Below are 14,952 nucleotides of genomic sequence, written 5' to 3'. Positions count from 1 at the left end.
GCCACCCACGAAGAGAACGACGCCGCTCCCCCACCGAGGTGGGCGAGCGGCGTCGTTCTCAGCGCGGGTCCCGGACGGAGCCGGGCGCGGCTCACTTGGTCTCGAAGATCTCCCGCATGAGCTGCGCGGTCTCCGAGGGGGTCTTGCCGACCTTGACCCCGGCGGCCTCGAGGGCCTCCTTCTTGGCCTGGGCCGTTCCGGAGGAGCCGGAGACGATGGCGCCGGCGTGGCCCATGGTCTTGCCCTCGGGAGCGGTGAAGCCGGCCACGTAGCCCACCACGGGCTTGGTGACGTTGGCCTTGATGAAGTCCGCGGCGCGCTCCTCGGCGTCGCCGCCGATCTCGCCGATCATCACGATGGCCTCGGTCTCGGGGTCCGCCTCGAACGCCTCGAGGGCGTCGATGTGGGTGGTGCCGATGACCGGGTCGCCGCCGATGCCGATGGCGGTGGTGAAGCCCAGGTCACGCAGCTCGTACATCATCTGGTACGTCAGGGTGCCGGACTTGGAGACCAGGCCCAGCTTGCCCTTGCCGGTGATGTTCGCGGGCGTGATGCCCAGCAGCGACTCCTCCGGGGAGATGATGCCCGGGCAGTTGGGGCCGATGATGCGGGTCTTGGGCTTGCCGTCCGCACCGGTGTTCGCCTGGGAGTGGGCCCAGAACTCGGCGGAGTCCTGCACGGGGATGCCCTCGGTGATCACCACGACCAGCGGGATCTCGGCGTCGATGGCCTCGATCACGGCGTCCTTGCAGAAGGCCGGCGGCACGAAGACGATCGACGCGTTCGCGCCGGTCTCCTTCATGGCCTCGGCCACGGAGCCGAAGACCGGCAGCTCGATGGCGTTGCCGTCCTTGTCCTGGTGGTTCACGGTGGTCCCGGCCTTGCGGGCGTTGACGCCGCCCATGACCTGGGTCCCGGCCGCGAGCATGCGTGCGGTGTGCTTGGTGCCCTCGCCGCCGGTGATGCCCTGAACGATGACCTTGGAGTCCTTGTTCAAAAAGATCGACATGTCTTCTTCCTGGTAGCTCTGCTCGTGGGCGGTTACTTGGCGGAGTGGGCGAGCTCGGCGGCCTTGTCGGCGCCGGCGTCCATGGTGTCCGCGGTGGTGATCAGCGGGTGGTTGGCCTCGCGGAGGATCGCGCGACCCTCGTCCACGTTGTTGCCGTCCAGCCGCACCACGATGGGCTTGGTGGCGGAGTCGCCGAGGATCTCCAGGGCCTTGACGATGCCGTTGGCCACGGCGTCGCACGCGGTGATGCCGCCGAAGACGTTGACGAACACGGACTTCACCTGGGGGTCGCCCAGGATGACGTCCAGGCCCGCGGCCATGACCTCGGCCGAGGCGCCGCCGCCGATGTCCAGGAAGTTGGCGGGCTTCACGTCACCGTGCTTCTCGCCGGCGTAGGCCACGACGTCCAGGGTGGACATCACGAGGCCGGCGCCGTTGCCGATGATCCCGACCTCGCCGTCCAGCTTGACGTAGTTGAGGTCGTTCTCCTTGGCCTTCTCCTCCAGGGGATCGGCCGTGGTCTTGTCCGCGAGCGCGGCGTGGTCCTCGTGGCGGAACTCGGCGTTGTCGTCCAGGGACACCTTGCCGTCCAGCGCGAGGATCTCCCCGTCACCGGTCTTGACCAGGGGGTTGACCTCCACCAGGGTGGCGTCCTCCTTGGCGTAGACCTCGCCCAGCTTGACCAGCACGGGCACGACCTTGGCAGCGGTCTCGGCGTCGAACTTGGCCTGCTCCACGATCTCGCGGGCCTTGGCCTCGGTGATGCCCTCGGCGGGGTTCACGTCCACGCGGGCCAGGGCCTCCGGACGCTCCACGGCCAGCTGCTCGATCTCCATGCCGCCCTCGACCGAGCACATGGCCAGGTAGGATCGGTTGGCGCGGTCCAGCAGGACGGAGAAGTAGTACTCCTCGGCGATGTCCGCGCCCTGCGCGATCATCACGCGGTGCACGGTGTGGCCCTTGATGTCCATGCCCAGGATCTGCTGGGCGTACTCGAAGGCCTCCTCGGGGGACTTCGCGACCTTGACGCCGCCCGCCTTGCCGCGACCGCCCACCTTGACCTGGGCCTTGACGACGGTCACGCCGCCGATCTTCTCAGCAGCTGCCTTGGCTTCTTCTGGGGTAGTGGCGACGATGCCGGCCAGCACGGGGACTCCGTGCTTCTCGAACAGGTCGCGTGCCTGGTACTCAAACAGGTCCACGGATAAGTGTCCTTCTGCGTCGAGGTGTGTCGTTCCGCGCCGGGAACCCCCGGCTGGAGCGACCTGATGTGGGGGGATGCGGCGCAACGCTGCGCTCACAGTGCCCTCACTGTGATTTTAGTCCATGGCGCGGCGATTCGCCCTACCGGGGCCCGCGTGAACCCACAGCCCACGATGCGCTGCCACCCGGGATCGCCTGGTTGACTGGGCCCATGCAATGGATCGGACTGCCGGACGTCTGGGACGCCCGGGAAGCGGACCACGGGTTCATGGCCTCGCTCGCCACGTTCTCGTTCGTGGCCCTGGGGCTCGAGCTCGTGGTCGACGGCACCTACCTGACCCTCACGGGTGACGTCCCGTCGCTCTACCCCCTCGGCTGGCAGTGCCTGACCTGGGTGGCGCTCGGCGCGGTGTGGCTGCTGCTGGCGCGCGCCCTCGTGCTCTGGTGCCGACGCCGCGGTCTGGACCCCCTGCCCCCGGACCGGCCCGCGGGTGAGCGGGCGGACGGGCCGGACCACCGCGCCTGGCGAGCCGTCCTCGGGTACTTCGCGGCCGCCGTCGTCACCGCGATCGCGCTGCCCGCCGTGGTGGGGCTGCCGTGGGGCTTCGCCCCGGTGGACCGGTTCCTGGACCTCTACGCGCAGTACGGTGGCGGCGCATGGCTCGCGATGGCCTCGTGGCTCGTGTACCTCGTGGGGCGCTGCCTCGTGGTGGCCGGGCTGCTGGCGTACTCCCACCGGGCCGTGCTCGGCGTGGCCACGTTCCGGGGCGCGCGGTGGATCCCGTGGGGCGGGCTGGTCACCGGGGTGTGCCTGGGCACCGTGGCCCTGCTGTCCCGGGGACAGGCCGCGGGGCTGAGCACGCTCGTGGCCAGCGTGCTGCTGGGCATGCTGCACGTGCGCTCCGGGGAGTCCCTGCGCGTGACGGCGCCGTTCACGGTCCTGGTCTTCGCCCTCATCTGACGCGGGGCCGGACGTCCGCGCCCGCTCCGTCACGAGACCTTGGACATGGGTGCGTAGCGCAGCAGGAGCCGTTTCTCCTCGGCCCCGAAGCGCACCTTGGCCACGGTCTTGTCCCCGCTGCCCTCCACCGCGACCACCGATCCGCGGCCGAAGGCCTTGTGCTCCACGGTGTCCCCCACGCTCAGGGAGGGGATCTCCTTCTGCGGCTGCACCCTGCCCGCCGAGGCCGGTGAGAGGCGACGGAACGTGGCTCCGGAACCGGCGGCGACCCCCCACGAGGACCCCCGCAGCGGATCCCGGGAACCGGACGGGCCCCCGGAGTGCACGGGTGACCCCCAGCCTCCCGCCGCGGCGGAGCCCTCCCGCTTCCAGTCGATGAGGTGGGAGGGGATCTCGTCCAGGAACGGGCTGGCCGGGTTGAACTGGGACTGGCCCCACATGGAGCGGGACTCCGCCCTGGTGATGTAGAGCCGCTGCCGGGCACGGGTGATGCCCACGTACGCGAGCCGACGCTCCTCCTCCATGCTGGAGGGATCCGCGAAGCTGCGCTGGTGCGGGAAGATCCCGTGCTCCATGCCGGTCAGGAACACCACGGGGAACTCCAGCCCCTTGGCGGTGTGCAGGGTCATGAGGGTGATCACCCCCAGGGACCTGGCCTCCTCCACCTCCGCCGCGATCTGCTGGGCGCTGGCCGCCCCCTCCCCGGCGGTGTCCGGCCGGGAGGGGATCTGATCCGCGTCCGCCACGAGGGCCACGTGCTCGAGGAACTGGCCGAGCCCCGCGTCCGGGTGGTCCTTCTCGAACTCGCGCACCACGGCCACGAGCTCGGCGAGGTTCTCCACCCGGGACTCGTCCTGAGGATCCGTGGACGTGCGCAGGGCCTCGAGGTAGCCGGACTGCTCCAGCACGGCCTCCAGCACCGCGGTCACGGACGCCCCCTCGGCCAGTTCGGCGAGGTCGTCCATGAGCTGGGAGAACGAGCGGATCGCGTTGGCGGAACGGGTGGCCAGGGCCGGGGCCTCGTCCAGCCGGTGCATGGCCGCGGAGAACGAGATCCCCTCGCGCTCGGCGAGCGCGGCGATCGACCCCTGGGCGCGGTCGCCGATCCCGCGCTTGGGCTCGTTGATGATCCGGCGCACGGTGATGTCGTCCGAGGGGTTGGCGATCGCCCGCAGGTAGGAGATGGCGTCCTTGATCTCCTTGCGCTCGTAGAAGCGCGTGCCCCCGACCACCTTGTACGGCAGCCCCACCCGCATGAGGATCTCCTCCAGGGAGCGGGACTGGGCGTTGGTGCGGTAGAACACGGCCACGTCCCCGGGGCGGATCCCGTGCTCGTCCTGGAGGCGGTCGATCTCCTCCGCGATGAACCGCGCCTCCTCGTGCTCGTTCTCCGCCGCGTAGCCCACGATGGGTGCGCCGTCGCCCTCGGCCGTCCACAGCTTCTTGTCCCGGCGGTCCGCGTTCTGCGAGATCACCGCGTTGGCCGCGGAGAGGATGTTCTGGGTGGAGCGGTAGTTCTGCTCCAGCAGGATGGTGCGCGCGGACGGGAAGTCCCGTTCGAAGTCCGTGATGTTGCGGATGTCCGCCCCGCGGAACGCGTAGATGGACTGGTCGGAGTCGCCCACCACCGTGAGCTCGGCCGCGGGGATCCCGGACTCGTCCGTGTGACCGGGAGAGTTCCCTCCCACGAGCTCCCGGACCAGGGCGTACTGGGCGTGGTTGGTGTCCTGGTACTCGTCCACCAGCACGTGGCGGAACCGCCGCCGGTAGTACTCGAGGACCTGGGGGAACGCGCGGAACATGTGCACGGTCTCGCCGATCAGGTCGTCGAAGTCCATGGCGTTGGCCGCGCGCAGCCGCTGGGTGTACCCCCGGTACACCTGCGCGACCGCGGACTCGAAGGGGTCCGTGGAGCTGGCCCGCGCCAGGTACGTCTCGTCGTCCACGAGCTCGTTCTTCAGCGCGGAGATCTTGTGCTGGATGGCCTTCGGCGCGAAGCGCTTGGGGTCCAGCTCGTGCTGCTTGGCCACCTGGGTGATCAGCCGCAGCGAGTCCGCGGAGTCGTAGATCGAGAAGTTCGTGCTCAGTCCCAGGGTCTTGGCCTCGCGGCGCAGGATCCGCACGCACAGCGAGTGGAACGTGGAGATCCACATGGAACGGGCGGAGTCCCCCACCAGGTCCACGATCCGCTCGCGCATCTCCGCCGCGGCCTTGTTGGTGAACGTGATGGACAGGATCTCACCACGGCCGGCCCGACCGGTGGCCAGCAGGTGCGCGATCCGGTGGGTCAGCACCCTCGTCTTGCCCGACCCCGCGCCCGCGACGATCAGCAGGGGTGAACCCGAGTGCTCGACCGCCGCGCGCTGCGGGTCGTTGAGCCCCGCCACGAGCTGCTCCGGGGACGCCGCGGCGTCGGACGGCTCGGCAGAGACGCCACCGGCCGGGGAGCGCACCGACGAGGCAGAGAGCAGGGGGTTGTCAGAGAGGTAGTCCATGGTGTGCCCAGTCTATCCAGCGGCTCGGACGCGCAGCCGGGCGCGGACCCGCACGGTGGCCTCACCGGCGACGGGCAGCCGGGGCCGGGCCCCGGTGTCCGGAACCGCACGACTGCCAGCCCGTCAGACGTACCGGGGTTCCACCTGGTGGCGGCCGTTCGCGTCCTCGACCCAGAGGTGGGAGTCCGCCACGGTGACCCGCACGGGAGCCTCCAGCACGAGGTCGTCGTCGCTCAGCTCGTCGAGCACCTGCTCCGGGCCCCCGAAGATGGTCGTGACCTCGCCGTCGGAGGTGTCCACGTGCCGCAGGGCGTGGTTGCCGGTGTCGGCCACCACCACGGAGCCGTCGTAGAGGATCTGCAGGTCCTGGGGATGGTCGAGCGCGGCCTCGGACGCCGCACCGTCCCGGTACCCGGCCCCGTGCCTGCCGACGACCGTGACCACGTGGGGCGCGCCGTCGGGCCGGTCCGTGTTGATGTCAATGCGCCGCAGCGAGGAGGAGTCCCGGTCCACGAACCAGAGTGTGCCGTCCCCGGCCTCCGTGATGGACACGGTGGCCGCGAACGTGGCCTGGCCGAGCGTGCCGTCCCTGCGGCCGGGCTCTCCCGTGCCCGCCCACTCCTGGAGCTCGTCCGTGTAGGCGTCCCAGCGGTAGAGCCGGTGGCGTTCGGGGACCGCCGCGACCACGGCGGAGAGCTTGTGGGACCAGACGATGTCGGCCATGCGGGCGCCCTCGAGGACGGAGCAGTCGATCCTGCGGCGCACCGTGCAGTGGTCGGCCTCGTACAGCGTGAGCTCCGAGCCGTCACCCGCGTTCATGAGCAGACCGTCCGGAAGGCCGATGGAGAGCTCCATGACCGTCACCACCTTTCGCGGTGCCCGCCGGGGGCACCTGTCCTCCACCTCGTCGTCGAGAGTGGGTACCCGTCTTCGATTCACAGTACGCCCCCGGGGGATAATGGAGCCATGGGTATGACCAGAGCGCAGAAGGCCAGGAAGCACGGGGAGGCCGCGGGTGCTGCCCCGGCCGGATCCACGAGCGCCCAGGGAGACTCCGTGCGCCCCGTGAGCGTCCACGAGATGCGGGACGGGCAGCTCGCCGCGGACCCCACCAAGGGCTCCTCCGCCGGAATCCTCGTGGGGGTCGCGTCCTTCGTGGGAGTCGCGCTCTGGCTGTACTACCACCTGCTCGTCCTGCAGGGCGTGTCCGGGAACCTGGCCGGAGGGGTGACCGCTCCCGAGCTGATGCCCGGCGGCTTCGACTCCCAGCACATCGCCGCCTTCGCGCGCGGACTGGGCGCGGAGGGCCTCGCCTCCTACGAGGGCGTGCACGCGACCACCGGACTGTTCACTCCCCTGCTGCTGAGCCTGGGATGGCTGCTGTTCACCGGTCTCAACACCCCGCAGCGAGCCCGGAAGTGGCTCTACTGGTCCGTGGTCCTGGCGTACGCCGTGGTCTTCCTGGCGGGCAACGCCGCGCTCGACGCCGCTGTGGCTCACCCCGAGGACAGCGGCGCCGTGGCGCTCGCCTCCGGCCTGGTGGTCACCCGCTGGGTGCTGACCGCGCTCCTGCTGCTCATCGCGGCGCTCGTGAGCATCTCCGTGGTGCGCCGCAAGATCAACGCCTTCTCCGAGGGCCAGCTGCCCGGCCAGCGTCCACGGGGCTGACTGCTCCACCGCCGAACGACGGATGCCCCGCCCGGGACCGGGCAGGGCATCGTTCGTGCCCTCGATTGGATTCGAACCAACGACACCGGCTTTAGGAGAGCCGTGCTCTATCCCCTGAGCTACGAGGGCAACACTGCACCAGCTTATCCGCGGGGGACCCGCCCCGCGAGTCAGGCGCACAATGGTCACCATGACGCTCTACATCGATCCCCCGCGCTGGCCCGCCCACGGGACCGTGTTCTCCCACCTCGTCTCGGACCAGTCCCTGGCCGAGCTGCACGAGTTCGCCTCGCGCCTGGGCGTGTCCGTGCGTGCGTTCGACCAGGACCACTACGACATTCCCGCGCGCCGCCACGCAGACGCCCTGGCCCTCGGCGCGGTCGCGGTGGAGGGCAAGGACCTCGCGCGGATCCTGATCCGCAGCGGCCTGCGGGTCCCCGCACGACGCCGCCCGGCCAAGCTGGCCCCGGCGCTCACCCGCCGCTGGGAGCGGCACGTTCCGGGGCATCCCGACCTGGGCTCGCACCTGCTGGAGCGCTGGCTCGAACCGCACCGTGCCTACCACGGCCCCGCCCACCTGCTGAAGGTGCTCGAGGCGGTGGACCTGCTCACGGACGGGCGCCCGTCCCAGGAGCTCGTGCTGGCGGCGTGGTTCCACGACGCCGTGCACCGGGGGCGGGCCGGCGAGGACGAGAAGGACTCGGCGGCCCTCGCCCGGCAGCTGCTGGGCCCCGACGGGTGGGCGCCGGATTCACCCCCGACGGCCGGCCGCGGCGGGGCGGGGTGGTCCCCCGCCCTGGGTGGCAGCGGAGAGGGCGACGCCGCCCCCGGGTCCGGGGTTCGGGCGGCCCCGCGCGAAGGACGGGGTCCAGGAGCTGCGGAGTCGTGGCCGGTCGGCCTTGCCGACAGGGTCGCAGAGCTCGTCATGGTCACCGTGGCGCACCGGCCGGATCCCACGGACCGGGACGCGTGCCTGCTCGTGGACGCGGATCTTGCCGTACTCGGGGGCACCACGGAGGAGTACGAGCGCTACCGCGCGGACGTGCGCCGGGAGTACGCAGACGTCCCCGAGAGCCAGTTCCGGGCCGCCCGCGCCGAGGTGCTGCAGAATCTGCTGTCCAGTCCCCGCCTGTTCCACCACGACACCGCGGTGGTGCTGTGGGAGACGCAGGCCCGGCGCAATGTGGCACGGGAGATCCAGTTGCTCACCGGGCAGTGAGCAACGGGGAGGCGCGGCGCGCCGAGGGGATTCGTGGCCGACCCACTGTTCACCAGGCTGGCACCACTCTGCCGAGGTGAGTGCACCCGGGTCGCATCATTCCTACGAGGTGAGGGCACGCGGGTCGCGCTGTTCCGCCGAAGTGAGGGTACGCGGCTGGTTACGGCTCCGCGTGGTCGACGTCAGGAGCGGTGGTTCGGCGGCGTCGCAGCGGAGTCTGCGCCGGACTGCTCGAACGAGTCCGGAGCGGATGCCCCGGATTCCACCGGGTCGGGGGCGGAGGCACGGCGGCGGCGGAAGATGAGCGCCGCCAGCACGAGACCCACGATGATCCCGAGACCGCCGAACACGGACAGCCACATGGCCGCGTGGCCGGCGAAGGCCGCCACGATGAATCCCACGACGATGCCGGGAACTGCGCCGGCCACCATCCCCACGGCGTAGTAGGTGAATTCCTGGTCCTGGGGGGTTCTGGCTGCGCTCGAGAAATCGGTGGACATGGCGTCCATTCTAGATCCCGGCCCCTGGACGTCACCCGCACGCCGGCCCCGACGGCCCGCGGTGGACGAACAGGATGATTGGTCCCGTGGCCGGCGCGCACTGCCGGGCAGTGACGTGGAGGGATGCAGAGGGATGCAGAGGGATGCAGAGGGATGCAGAGACGAGAAAAACGTACGGACCCTGTGGTCATCAGGGTCCGTACGCATTCATCTCGTCCTCGTCGGGAGCGGGTACACAACCGGTCCCGACTCGTTTCGAGGTGTGGCGCCGCGCCGATCAGCGCGGTGCCGAACTCGGGGGAGCTCAGCCGACGCGGATGTACTCCGGGCCGGAGCCCACGTTGGCGCTGGTCTTCACGGTCTGGTTGCCGTTCCAGCCGCCGTGGATGGCCTGGCCGTTGCCGGCGTAGATGGCCACGTGGGCCACGCCGGCGCCGCCGTCTGCGTAGTAGGCGATGTCGCCGGCCTGGGCCTCAGCGGCGGACACGGGGGTGCCGAGGGACTTGTAGCTGGCGGGCCAGCCGTGGTGGTTGATGCCCACCGCTGCCAGAGCGTTGCTCACCAGGGCGGTGCAGTCCTGGTTGACGCCGATCTGGCCCTCAGCGGCGCTCAGGATGGCCTGACCCTGACCGGAGGCCGGGGCGCTGGACGCGGCCTTGGCCTGCTTGGGGGTGGTGCTGGACTGCGTGGTCACCTTGCCGGTGCTGGCGGTGGTGTCGTACCCAGTCTGAGCGGTGTAGCCGGTCTGAGCGGTGTACCCGCCCTGGGGGGCACCGTAGTTGTAGATGGCGTTGCCCTGCTCAGCGGCGGCCTCGGCCTGCAGCGTCTGCTGGGTGGGCTGCGCGGCGTGGCGGCCCTGGGCCGGAGCCGGAGCCTGCTCCGCGACCGGGGTCACGGTCTGGGCGGCGGGAGCCACCTGGGGAGCGGCGGGCGCCTCGACCGGGGTCACCTCGGCCACGGGGGCGGCCTGCACCACGGCGGGCTGGACCGGAGCCTTGGCGGGCTCGGCCTTCTTGGCAGGAGCCTTCTCAGCCTTCTCGGCCTTGTCAGCCTTCTCGGCCTTGGCGGCCGGCTCGGCGGAGACGGTGTTCTCGGAGGCGGGAGCCTCGGACACGGCGGCGGCGGGAGCCTGCTCGTCGGACGCGTTCTGCGTGGCCTGCACCGACACGGTGGTGGCGAGAGCCAGACCGGAGAAGGCGGCAACGGCTGCCACGGTGCGAGCCTTGCCCGCAAACAGGCCCTTGGCCGACTGAGTGGTGGTTTCGTTCGTCATGCGTGTGGTTTCCTAACACGTTCGTGTCCGCCCAGGGCACGGAGATGTGCGGTGGTCGTCGGGCAGCGCAGAGCTGCCGCGGCTCACCGAGGGAGGGCGGATTGGCGATGTCTTCTGATGTCAGTTCGTGCGAGCACGTGCGCACCGCCCGGGTGCGGGCCGATGCGCCGTGCCGTGTTTCTCACTGGATGGGTGCCTGCGGCGTCCGAGGGCGCCGCAGGCGCACCAATCAGCGGAAGGTGTAGTAGCCGTCCAGCTGCATGGCGTTCACAGAGTGGATCTGCGTGCCCTGCGCGGGGTTGAGGGCGGAGATCATCTGGCCGTTGCCCACGTAGATGCCCACGTGCGATCCGCCGTTCTGGGAGACCAGGTCACCGGGCTGCGGGTTCGAGGTGGGGGTGCCTGCCTTGAACTGGTCCCAGGTGACGCGGGGGATGCTGATGCCGTTCTGGGCGTAGACCGACTGGACGAAGCCGGAGCAGTCCCAGGCCTTGTAGCTGGTGCCGCCGAGCACGTACGCGCCACCGATGCCCTCGTAGGCATCGGCCACGAGGCCGTTGGCGGCGTGGTTCGACTGCGTGCTCACGCCGGAGCCGGACGCCATGGCATCCGGGGCCGGGGTGGTGTAGGAGGCGTTGTAGGCGCCCAGCGAGGTGTCGGCGCTGTAGGACGAGGTGGAGCCCAGCTCCACGATGTCGCTGGATGCCTGAGCGGGCATCGTCATGCCGGCCACGGCCGCGCCGGCCGCGATGGTGGCAACGGTGGTGTTGCGCACCACGTGGGACTGGGTCTCAGCGCGGTGGCGGGCAGAGCTCTGCTTCATGAAAGACATGTGTGTGTTCCTCCCTACGCCTGCGGGGTGAGCTGTCGGGTTCGGATGGGAGACATCCGGCCGCACGAGCCGATGGGCCGTGCTGGCTTGACCCCAAGGATTCGACGGGCTGTGACGAATCCGGGAAGTGGTTCCCCCGCTTCTGCCATGCGGATGTTCTGTGTACGGGATCCCGGGGCGCATGGCAGAACTCGGCGAGCGCTCGGGAGTGCCGGATCCGACCAGTGATCGGCACGGTCACGACTGTACAGGACAGATCACGGGAATGTCACGTTTTGATTACAACCGATCACGGATCGGGCACTCACGGCTATCAGTCAGCCCATTTGATCACAAAGAATAAATCAATCGACAGGGGACCCTATGGGCTCATTACCAGGGGCAACATACCTCTGACCTGCGGAGACAGCCCTGCGGAGCACCGTGCGGCGCGGCATGGCACACCGGTGGCCGTGTGGTTGTCCACACATCGGAAAGATCACGGTCCCACCCGCGGGCCGGGCTCAGGAGGCGGTCGCGCTCACCCGGATCGCCCGTGCCGTGGCTCCGTCGAGGTCCAGGGAGACCCCCGATGCCACATGGGTGACCACGACTCGCTGCTCGTCACCAGGGTTGATCTCGGCGGTGACACGTGACCCAGTGAGGATGCCGGCGGAGCTGAGCGTCTCGATCAGCTCGGGGTCTGCCTGCACCACCTCGGGCAGCAGTCGCACCCCGTACTGCGCCCCGTCGGCCGCCACTGCGGCGTCGAGGAGGGTGAGGCCGCCGAAGACCTCGGGGGCGTCCCCGCCCCGACAGGGAATGGGCGTCCCGTACGGGGAGACCTTGGGGTCACCGAGCAGGTCCACGAGCCGGTTCTCCACGCGCTCGCTCATCACGTGCTCCCAGCGGCAGGCCTCCTCGTGCACGTGCGCGAGGTCCAGTCCCACCACGTCCGCGAGCAGCCGCTCGGCCAGGCGGTGCTTGCGCATCACGGACACGGCCGTGTCACGGCCCGCGGGGGTGAGCTGCAGGGACCGGTCCGGCGCCACGGACAGCAGACCGTCGCGCTCCATGCGGGAGACCGTCTGGGACACCGTGGGCCCGGAGTGGTGCAGCCGCTCCACGATGCGGGCCCGCATGGGCGTGATGCCCTCCTCCTCGAGCTCCAGCACCGTGCGCAGATACATCTCGGTGGTGTCGATCAGGTCGCCGCTCATGGTCCGTCCTCGAATTTCTGCGCACCGCGGCGCGCGTGTCAACGGTCCCCGGTGGGGGGATGCACTCCAGCGTGGTGTGAATGATTCAGGATAATTGTAACGAGGCGGGTCACGTCCCCGCCGTCGTCGTGCGCCGCAGCACCGGCCGGGGCGAGCACAATGGAGCACACCACCGTCCCGCCCTCCAGGAGGACCCACCGTGACCGATCTGCCCGTGATCCCCCCGCACCTGCTTCCCGAGGACGGCCGGTTCGGTGCCGGCCCGTCCCGCGTGCGCCCGGAGCAGCTGGGTGCCCTCGCCCGGGCCGGAACGACGCTGCTGGGAACCTCCCACCGGCAGGCCCCCGTCAAGGACCTCGTGGCCCGGATCCAGGAGCGGCTGGCCGAGTTCCTGGGGCTGCCCGCGGGCTACGAGATCGTGCTGGGGACGGGCGGGGCCAGCGTGTTCTGGGACAGCGCCGCGTTCGGCCTGGTGCGCTCGCGCGCCGAGCACCTGGCCTTCGGCGAGTTCGGCGCCAAGTTCGCGAGCGTCACCGACCGGGCCCCGTTCCTGGAACGCTCCGTGGTGCTCGAGGCTCCCGCGGGCTCCCGCCCCGAGGGACCGCGCATTCTGCAGGACGTGGACGTCTACGCATGGCCGCAGAACGAGACCTCCACGGGCGTGGCCATGCCGGTGCGCCGTGTGGTGGCCGACGACGCCCTCACGGTCGTCGACGCGACCTCCGCCGCTGGCGGCATGGCCGTGGAGATCGCCGAGACGGACGTCTACTACTTCTCCCCGCAGAAGAACTTCGGCAGCGACGGCGGGATCTGGTTCGCCGCGTTCTCCCCCGCAGCCCTCGAGCGCGTGGAGCGCCTCTCGGCCTCCGGGCGCTGGGTCCCGGACGTGCTCTCGCTGGCCGCCGCCGTGGAGAACTCCCGCAAGCACCAGACCTACAACACACCGGCCCTCGCCGGGCTCGTGATGCTGGACGAGCAGCTCGGCTGGCTGCTCGAGCAGGGCGGCATGCCGTGGGCCGCCGCGCGGACCGCCGAGACCTCCGGGCTGGTCTACGACTGGGCCGAGGACAGCGAGCACGCGAGGCCCTTCGTCGCCGATCCCGCGCACCGCTCCCCCGTGGTGTGCACGGTGGACTTCGACGCCGCCGTGGACGCGGCCCGTGTGGCCTCCGCCCTGCGGGCCAACGGTGTGCTGGACGTGGAGCCCTACCGCAAGCTCGGACGCAACCAGTTGCGCATCGCCACCTTCGCGTCCGTTCCCCCCGAGGACGTGCGCGCGCTGCTGCGGTGCATCGACTGGGCCGTGGGCGAACTGGCCTGAGCGCGCGGCGGGCGCCGCGGCGTCGTCGTCCTGCCGCGTTCAGCCCGCCGTGGGCGCCCCGGAGCGGGCGGGGACATGGCGCCACGCGAACCACGCCCCGATGAGCGCGCCCACGAGACCCGCGAGGACCGCAGAGCCCATGCCCCAGCGTGCTCCGAACGTGTCCGTGAGCCACCCCACCACGGGGGCGCCGATCGGGGTGCCGCCCATGAAGATCGCCATGTAGAGGCTCATCACGCGTCCCCGCATGGCGGGCGCCGTGGTGCTCTGCACGTAGGCGTTGGCCGTGGTCATGATGGTCAGCGAGGACACGCCGCACGGGATCAGCCACACGGCGAACAGCCACAGCGAGGGCGCCGTGGCCGCCCCCAGGCAGGAGACCGCGAACGCCGCGCAGCCGATGAAGATGTAGCGCAGCCGCGCCCGCTCGCGGCGGGCGGAGAGCAGGGCACCGGTCACGGTGCCCAGGGCGAGCATCGAGTTCAGGAGCCCGAACTCCTCCGAGCCGCGCCCGAACTCCGAACCCGCCATGGCCGCGAGGTACACCGCGAAGTTCATGCCGAAGGTGCCGATCATGAAGATCGTGGCCATGACCGCCACGATGTCCGGGCGGTGCGCCACGTAGCCGATGCCCTCCCGGATTTGGCCGCGCCCCCGGCGAGCGCGCGGGGCGGGCCGCAGCCGCCCGGCGTCGATCAGCACGATTGCCCAGATCATGGCGGCGAACGTGAGTGTGTTGAGCACGAACACCCACCCGGTGCCCACGGCCGCCACCAGCACTCCCGCCACCGCGGGGCCGATCAACCGCGCGGAGTTGAACGAGGTGGAGTTCAGGGCCACCGCATTGGACAGGTGGGTGTCCGGGACCATCTCGGAGACGAACGTCTGCCGCACGGGGGCGTCGAACGTGGCCACGACCCCCAGCGCCAGGGCGAAGACGTACACGGTGGACAGCCCCGCGAGGTCGAGCAGCAGCAGCGTGCCCAGCGCCGCGGCGAGCAGTGCCATGATCCCCTGGGTGAGCACCAGGATGCGGCGCCGGTCGTAGCGGTCCGCGAGCACCCCGGCGTACGGCGCCAGGAGCAGCTGCGGGACGAACTGCAGCGCCATGACCACGCCCATGGCGGTGGAGTCGTGATCCGTCAGCTCGTCGAACACCAGCCAGGACTGCGCCGTGCGCTGCATCCACGTGCCAATGTTGGAGACCAGAGCCCCCGTGAACCACAGCCGGTAGTTGCGGATCCGCAGCGATCGGAACATCCCGGTGGCACC

General features: G+C 70.5%; 13 protein-coding genes, 1 tRNA gene and 1 riboswitch. Of the genes, 4 read left to right on the top strand and 10 right to left on the bottom strand.

Going from position 1 to position 14,952, the window contains the following annotated elements:
* Positions 1 to 91: 91 nt before the first annotated feature.
* Positions 92 to 1,009 carry a succinate--CoA ligase subunit alpha gene (sucD, locus tag QL985_RS04635; protein ID WP_059280816.1) on the bottom strand — a complete coding sequence of 306 codons (918 nt, stop codon included), beginning with the start codon at positions 1,007 to 1,009 and terminating at the stop codon, positions 92 to 94.
* A gap of 32 nt (positions 1,010 to 1,041) precedes the next feature.
* A complete protein-coding gene (gene sucC, locus QL985_RS04630; RefSeq protein WP_039100878.1) occupies positions 1,042 to 2,211 on the bottom strand; it encodes an ADP-forming succinate--CoA ligase subunit beta in 1,170 nt (389 codons plus the stop codon).
* 212 nt (positions 2,212 to 2,423) lie between these two features.
* On the opposite strand from sucC, the gene QL985_RS04625 reads away from it, so the two are divergent.
* On the top strand, positions 2,424 to 3,173 hold the full coding sequence (locus tag QL985_RS04625) for a hypothetical protein (protein ID WP_059280815.1): 750 nt from the start codon (positions 2,424 to 2,426) through the stop codon (positions 3,171 to 3,173).
* Between the two features lie 29 nt (positions 3,174 to 3,202).
* Here the strand turns inward: QL985_RS04625 and pcrA are convergent, their stop codons facing one another.
* Together pcrA and QL985_RS04615 are read right to left on the bottom strand one after the other, a co-directional pair.
* Complete coding sequence (pcrA, locus tag QL985_RS04620; protein ID WP_259905950.1) at positions 3,203 to 5,668, bottom strand: DNA helicase PcrA; 2,466 nt, start codon at positions 5,666 to 5,668, stop codon at positions 3,203 to 3,205.
* Between the two features lie 123 nt (positions 5,669 to 5,791).
* Positions 5,792 to 6,523, bottom strand: coding sequence for an integrase (locus QL985_RS04615; RefSeq protein ID WP_083310874.1), 732 nt, complete (start codon positions 6,521 to 6,523; stop codon positions 5,792 to 5,794).
* 111 nt (positions 6,524 to 6,634) lie between these two features.
* Here QL985_RS04615 and QL985_RS04610 point away from each other — a divergent pair, with 111 nt between their 5' ends.
* Complete coding sequence (locus QL985_RS04610) at positions 6,635 to 7,336, top strand: hypothetical protein (protein WP_246829048.1); 702 nt, start codon at positions 6,635 to 6,637, stop codon at positions 7,334 to 7,336.
* Between the two features lie 56 nt (positions 7,337 to 7,392).
* Here the strand turns inward: QL985_RS04610 and QL985_RS04605 are convergent.
* Positions 7,393 to 7,465: transfer RNA gene (locus QL985_RS04605), tRNA-Arg, on the bottom strand.
* Between the two features lie 61 nt (positions 7,466 to 7,526).
* Between QL985_RS04605 and QL985_RS04600 the strand changes: the two genes are divergently transcribed.
* Positions 7,527 to 8,555, top strand: a complete 1,029-nt coding sequence (locus tag QL985_RS04600) for a DUF4031 domain-containing protein (RefSeq protein ID WP_259905949.1) — start codon at positions 7,527 to 7,529, stop codon at positions 8,553 to 8,555.
* 182 nt (positions 8,556 to 8,737) lie between these two features.
* On the opposite strand, the gene QL985_RS04595 is transcribed toward QL985_RS04600, so the two are convergent.
* The 4 genes from QL985_RS04595 to QL985_RS04580 form a co-directional block, all read right to left on the bottom strand.
* Entirely contained in the window at positions 8,738 to 9,055 is a 318-nt protein-coding gene (locus tag QL985_RS04595; protein WP_070636412.1) for a hypothetical protein, read from the bottom strand.
* 304 nt (positions 9,056 to 9,359) lie between these two features.
* Positions 9,360 to 10,328 (bottom strand): NlpC/P60 family protein, encoded by a 969-nt coding sequence (locus tag QL985_RS04590; protein ID WP_259905948.1) that lies wholly within the window; start codon positions 10,326 to 10,328, stop codon positions 9,360 to 9,362.
* 229 nt (positions 10,329 to 10,557) lie between these two features.
* The gene (locus QL985_RS04585) at positions 10,558 to 11,160 is read right to left on the bottom strand and encodes a C40 family peptidase (RefSeq protein ID WP_259905947.1); all 603 of its coding nucleotides are present in this window, start codon (positions 11,158 to 11,160) and stop codon (positions 10,558 to 10,560) included.
* Positions 11,161 to 11,165: 5 nt separating this feature from the next.
* Positions 11,166 to 11,350, bottom strand: a riboswitch (cyclic di-AMP (ydaO/yuaA leader).
* A gap of 313 nt (positions 11,351 to 11,663) precedes the next feature.
* Positions 11,664 to 12,359 (bottom strand): metal-dependent transcriptional regulator, encoded by a 696-nt coding sequence (locus QL985_RS04580; protein ID WP_259905945.1) that lies wholly within the window; start codon positions 12,357 to 12,359, stop codon positions 11,664 to 11,666.
* 199 nt (positions 12,360 to 12,558) lie between these two features.
* Between QL985_RS04580 and serC the strand changes: the two genes are divergently transcribed.
* Positions 12,559 to 13,680 (top strand): phosphoserine transaminase, encoded by a 1,122-nt coding sequence (gene serC, locus QL985_RS04575; protein ID WP_070636152.1) that lies wholly within the window; start codon positions 12,559 to 12,561, stop codon positions 13,678 to 13,680.
* Positions 13,681 to 13,719: 39 nt separating this feature from the next.
* Here serC and QL985_RS04570 read toward each other — a convergent pair whose 3' ends face one another.
* Positions 13,720 to 14,940 (bottom strand): MFS transporter, encoded by a 1,221-nt coding sequence (locus tag QL985_RS04570; protein ID WP_047978762.1) that lies wholly within the window; start codon positions 14,938 to 14,940, stop codon positions 13,720 to 13,722.
* Between the last annotated feature and the right edge of the window lie 12 nt (positions 14,941 to 14,952).

The organism is Kocuria sp. APC 4018 (assembly GCF_030407675.1).
GTDB classification, from domain to species: domain Bacteria; phylum Actinomycetota; class Actinomycetes; order Actinomycetales; family Micrococcaceae; genus Kocuria; species Kocuria rhizophila.
The sequence above is the reverse complement of the archived record's forward strand: the minus strand, read 5'-3'. Positions and strand labels throughout refer to the sequence as shown.

Excerpts from the sequence above, each read along its gene's own strand:
- sucD (WP_059280816.1), bottom strand. The coding sequence starts at position 1,009 with ATGTCGATCTTTTTGAACAAGGACTCCAAGGTCATCGTTCAGGGCATC.
- QL985_RS04625 (WP_059280815.1), top strand. The coding sequence starts at position 2,424 with ATGCAATGGATCGGACTGCCGGACGTCTGGGACGCCCGGGAAGCGGAC.
- pcrA (WP_259905950.1), bottom strand. The coding sequence starts at position 5,668 with ATGGACTACCTCTCTGACAACCCCCTGCTCTCTGCCTCGTCGGTGCGC.
- QL985_RS04615 (WP_083310874.1), bottom strand. The coding sequence starts at position 6,523 with ATGGAGCTCTCCATCGGCCTTCCGGACGGTCTGCTCATGAACGCGGGT.
- QL985_RS04610 (WP_246829048.1), top strand. The coding sequence starts at position 6,635 with ATGGGTATGACCAGAGCGCAGAAGGCCAGGAAGCACGGGGAGGCCGCG.
- QL985_RS04600 (WP_259905949.1), top strand. The coding sequence starts at position 7,527 with ATGACGCTCTACATCGATCCCCCGCGCTGGCCCGCCCACGGGACCGTG.
- QL985_RS04595 (WP_070636412.1), bottom strand. The coding sequence starts at position 9,055 with ATGTCCACCGATTTCTCGAGCGCAGCCAGAACCCCCCAGGACCAGGAA.
- QL985_RS04590 (WP_259905948.1), bottom strand. The coding sequence starts at position 10,328 with ATGACGAACGAAACCACCACTCAGTCGGCCAAGGGCCTGTTTGCGGGC.
- QL985_RS04585 (WP_259905947.1), bottom strand. The coding sequence starts at position 11,160 with ATGTCTTTCATGAAGCAGAGCTCTGCCCGCCACCGCGCTGAGACCCAG.
- QL985_RS04580 (WP_259905945.1), bottom strand. The coding sequence starts at position 12,359 with ATGAGCGGCGACCTGATCGACACCACCGAGATGTATCTGCGCACGGTG.
- QL985_RS04570 (WP_047978762.1), bottom strand. The coding sequence starts at position 14,940 with ATGTTCCGATCGCTGCGGATCCGCAACTACCGGCTGTGGTTCACGGGG.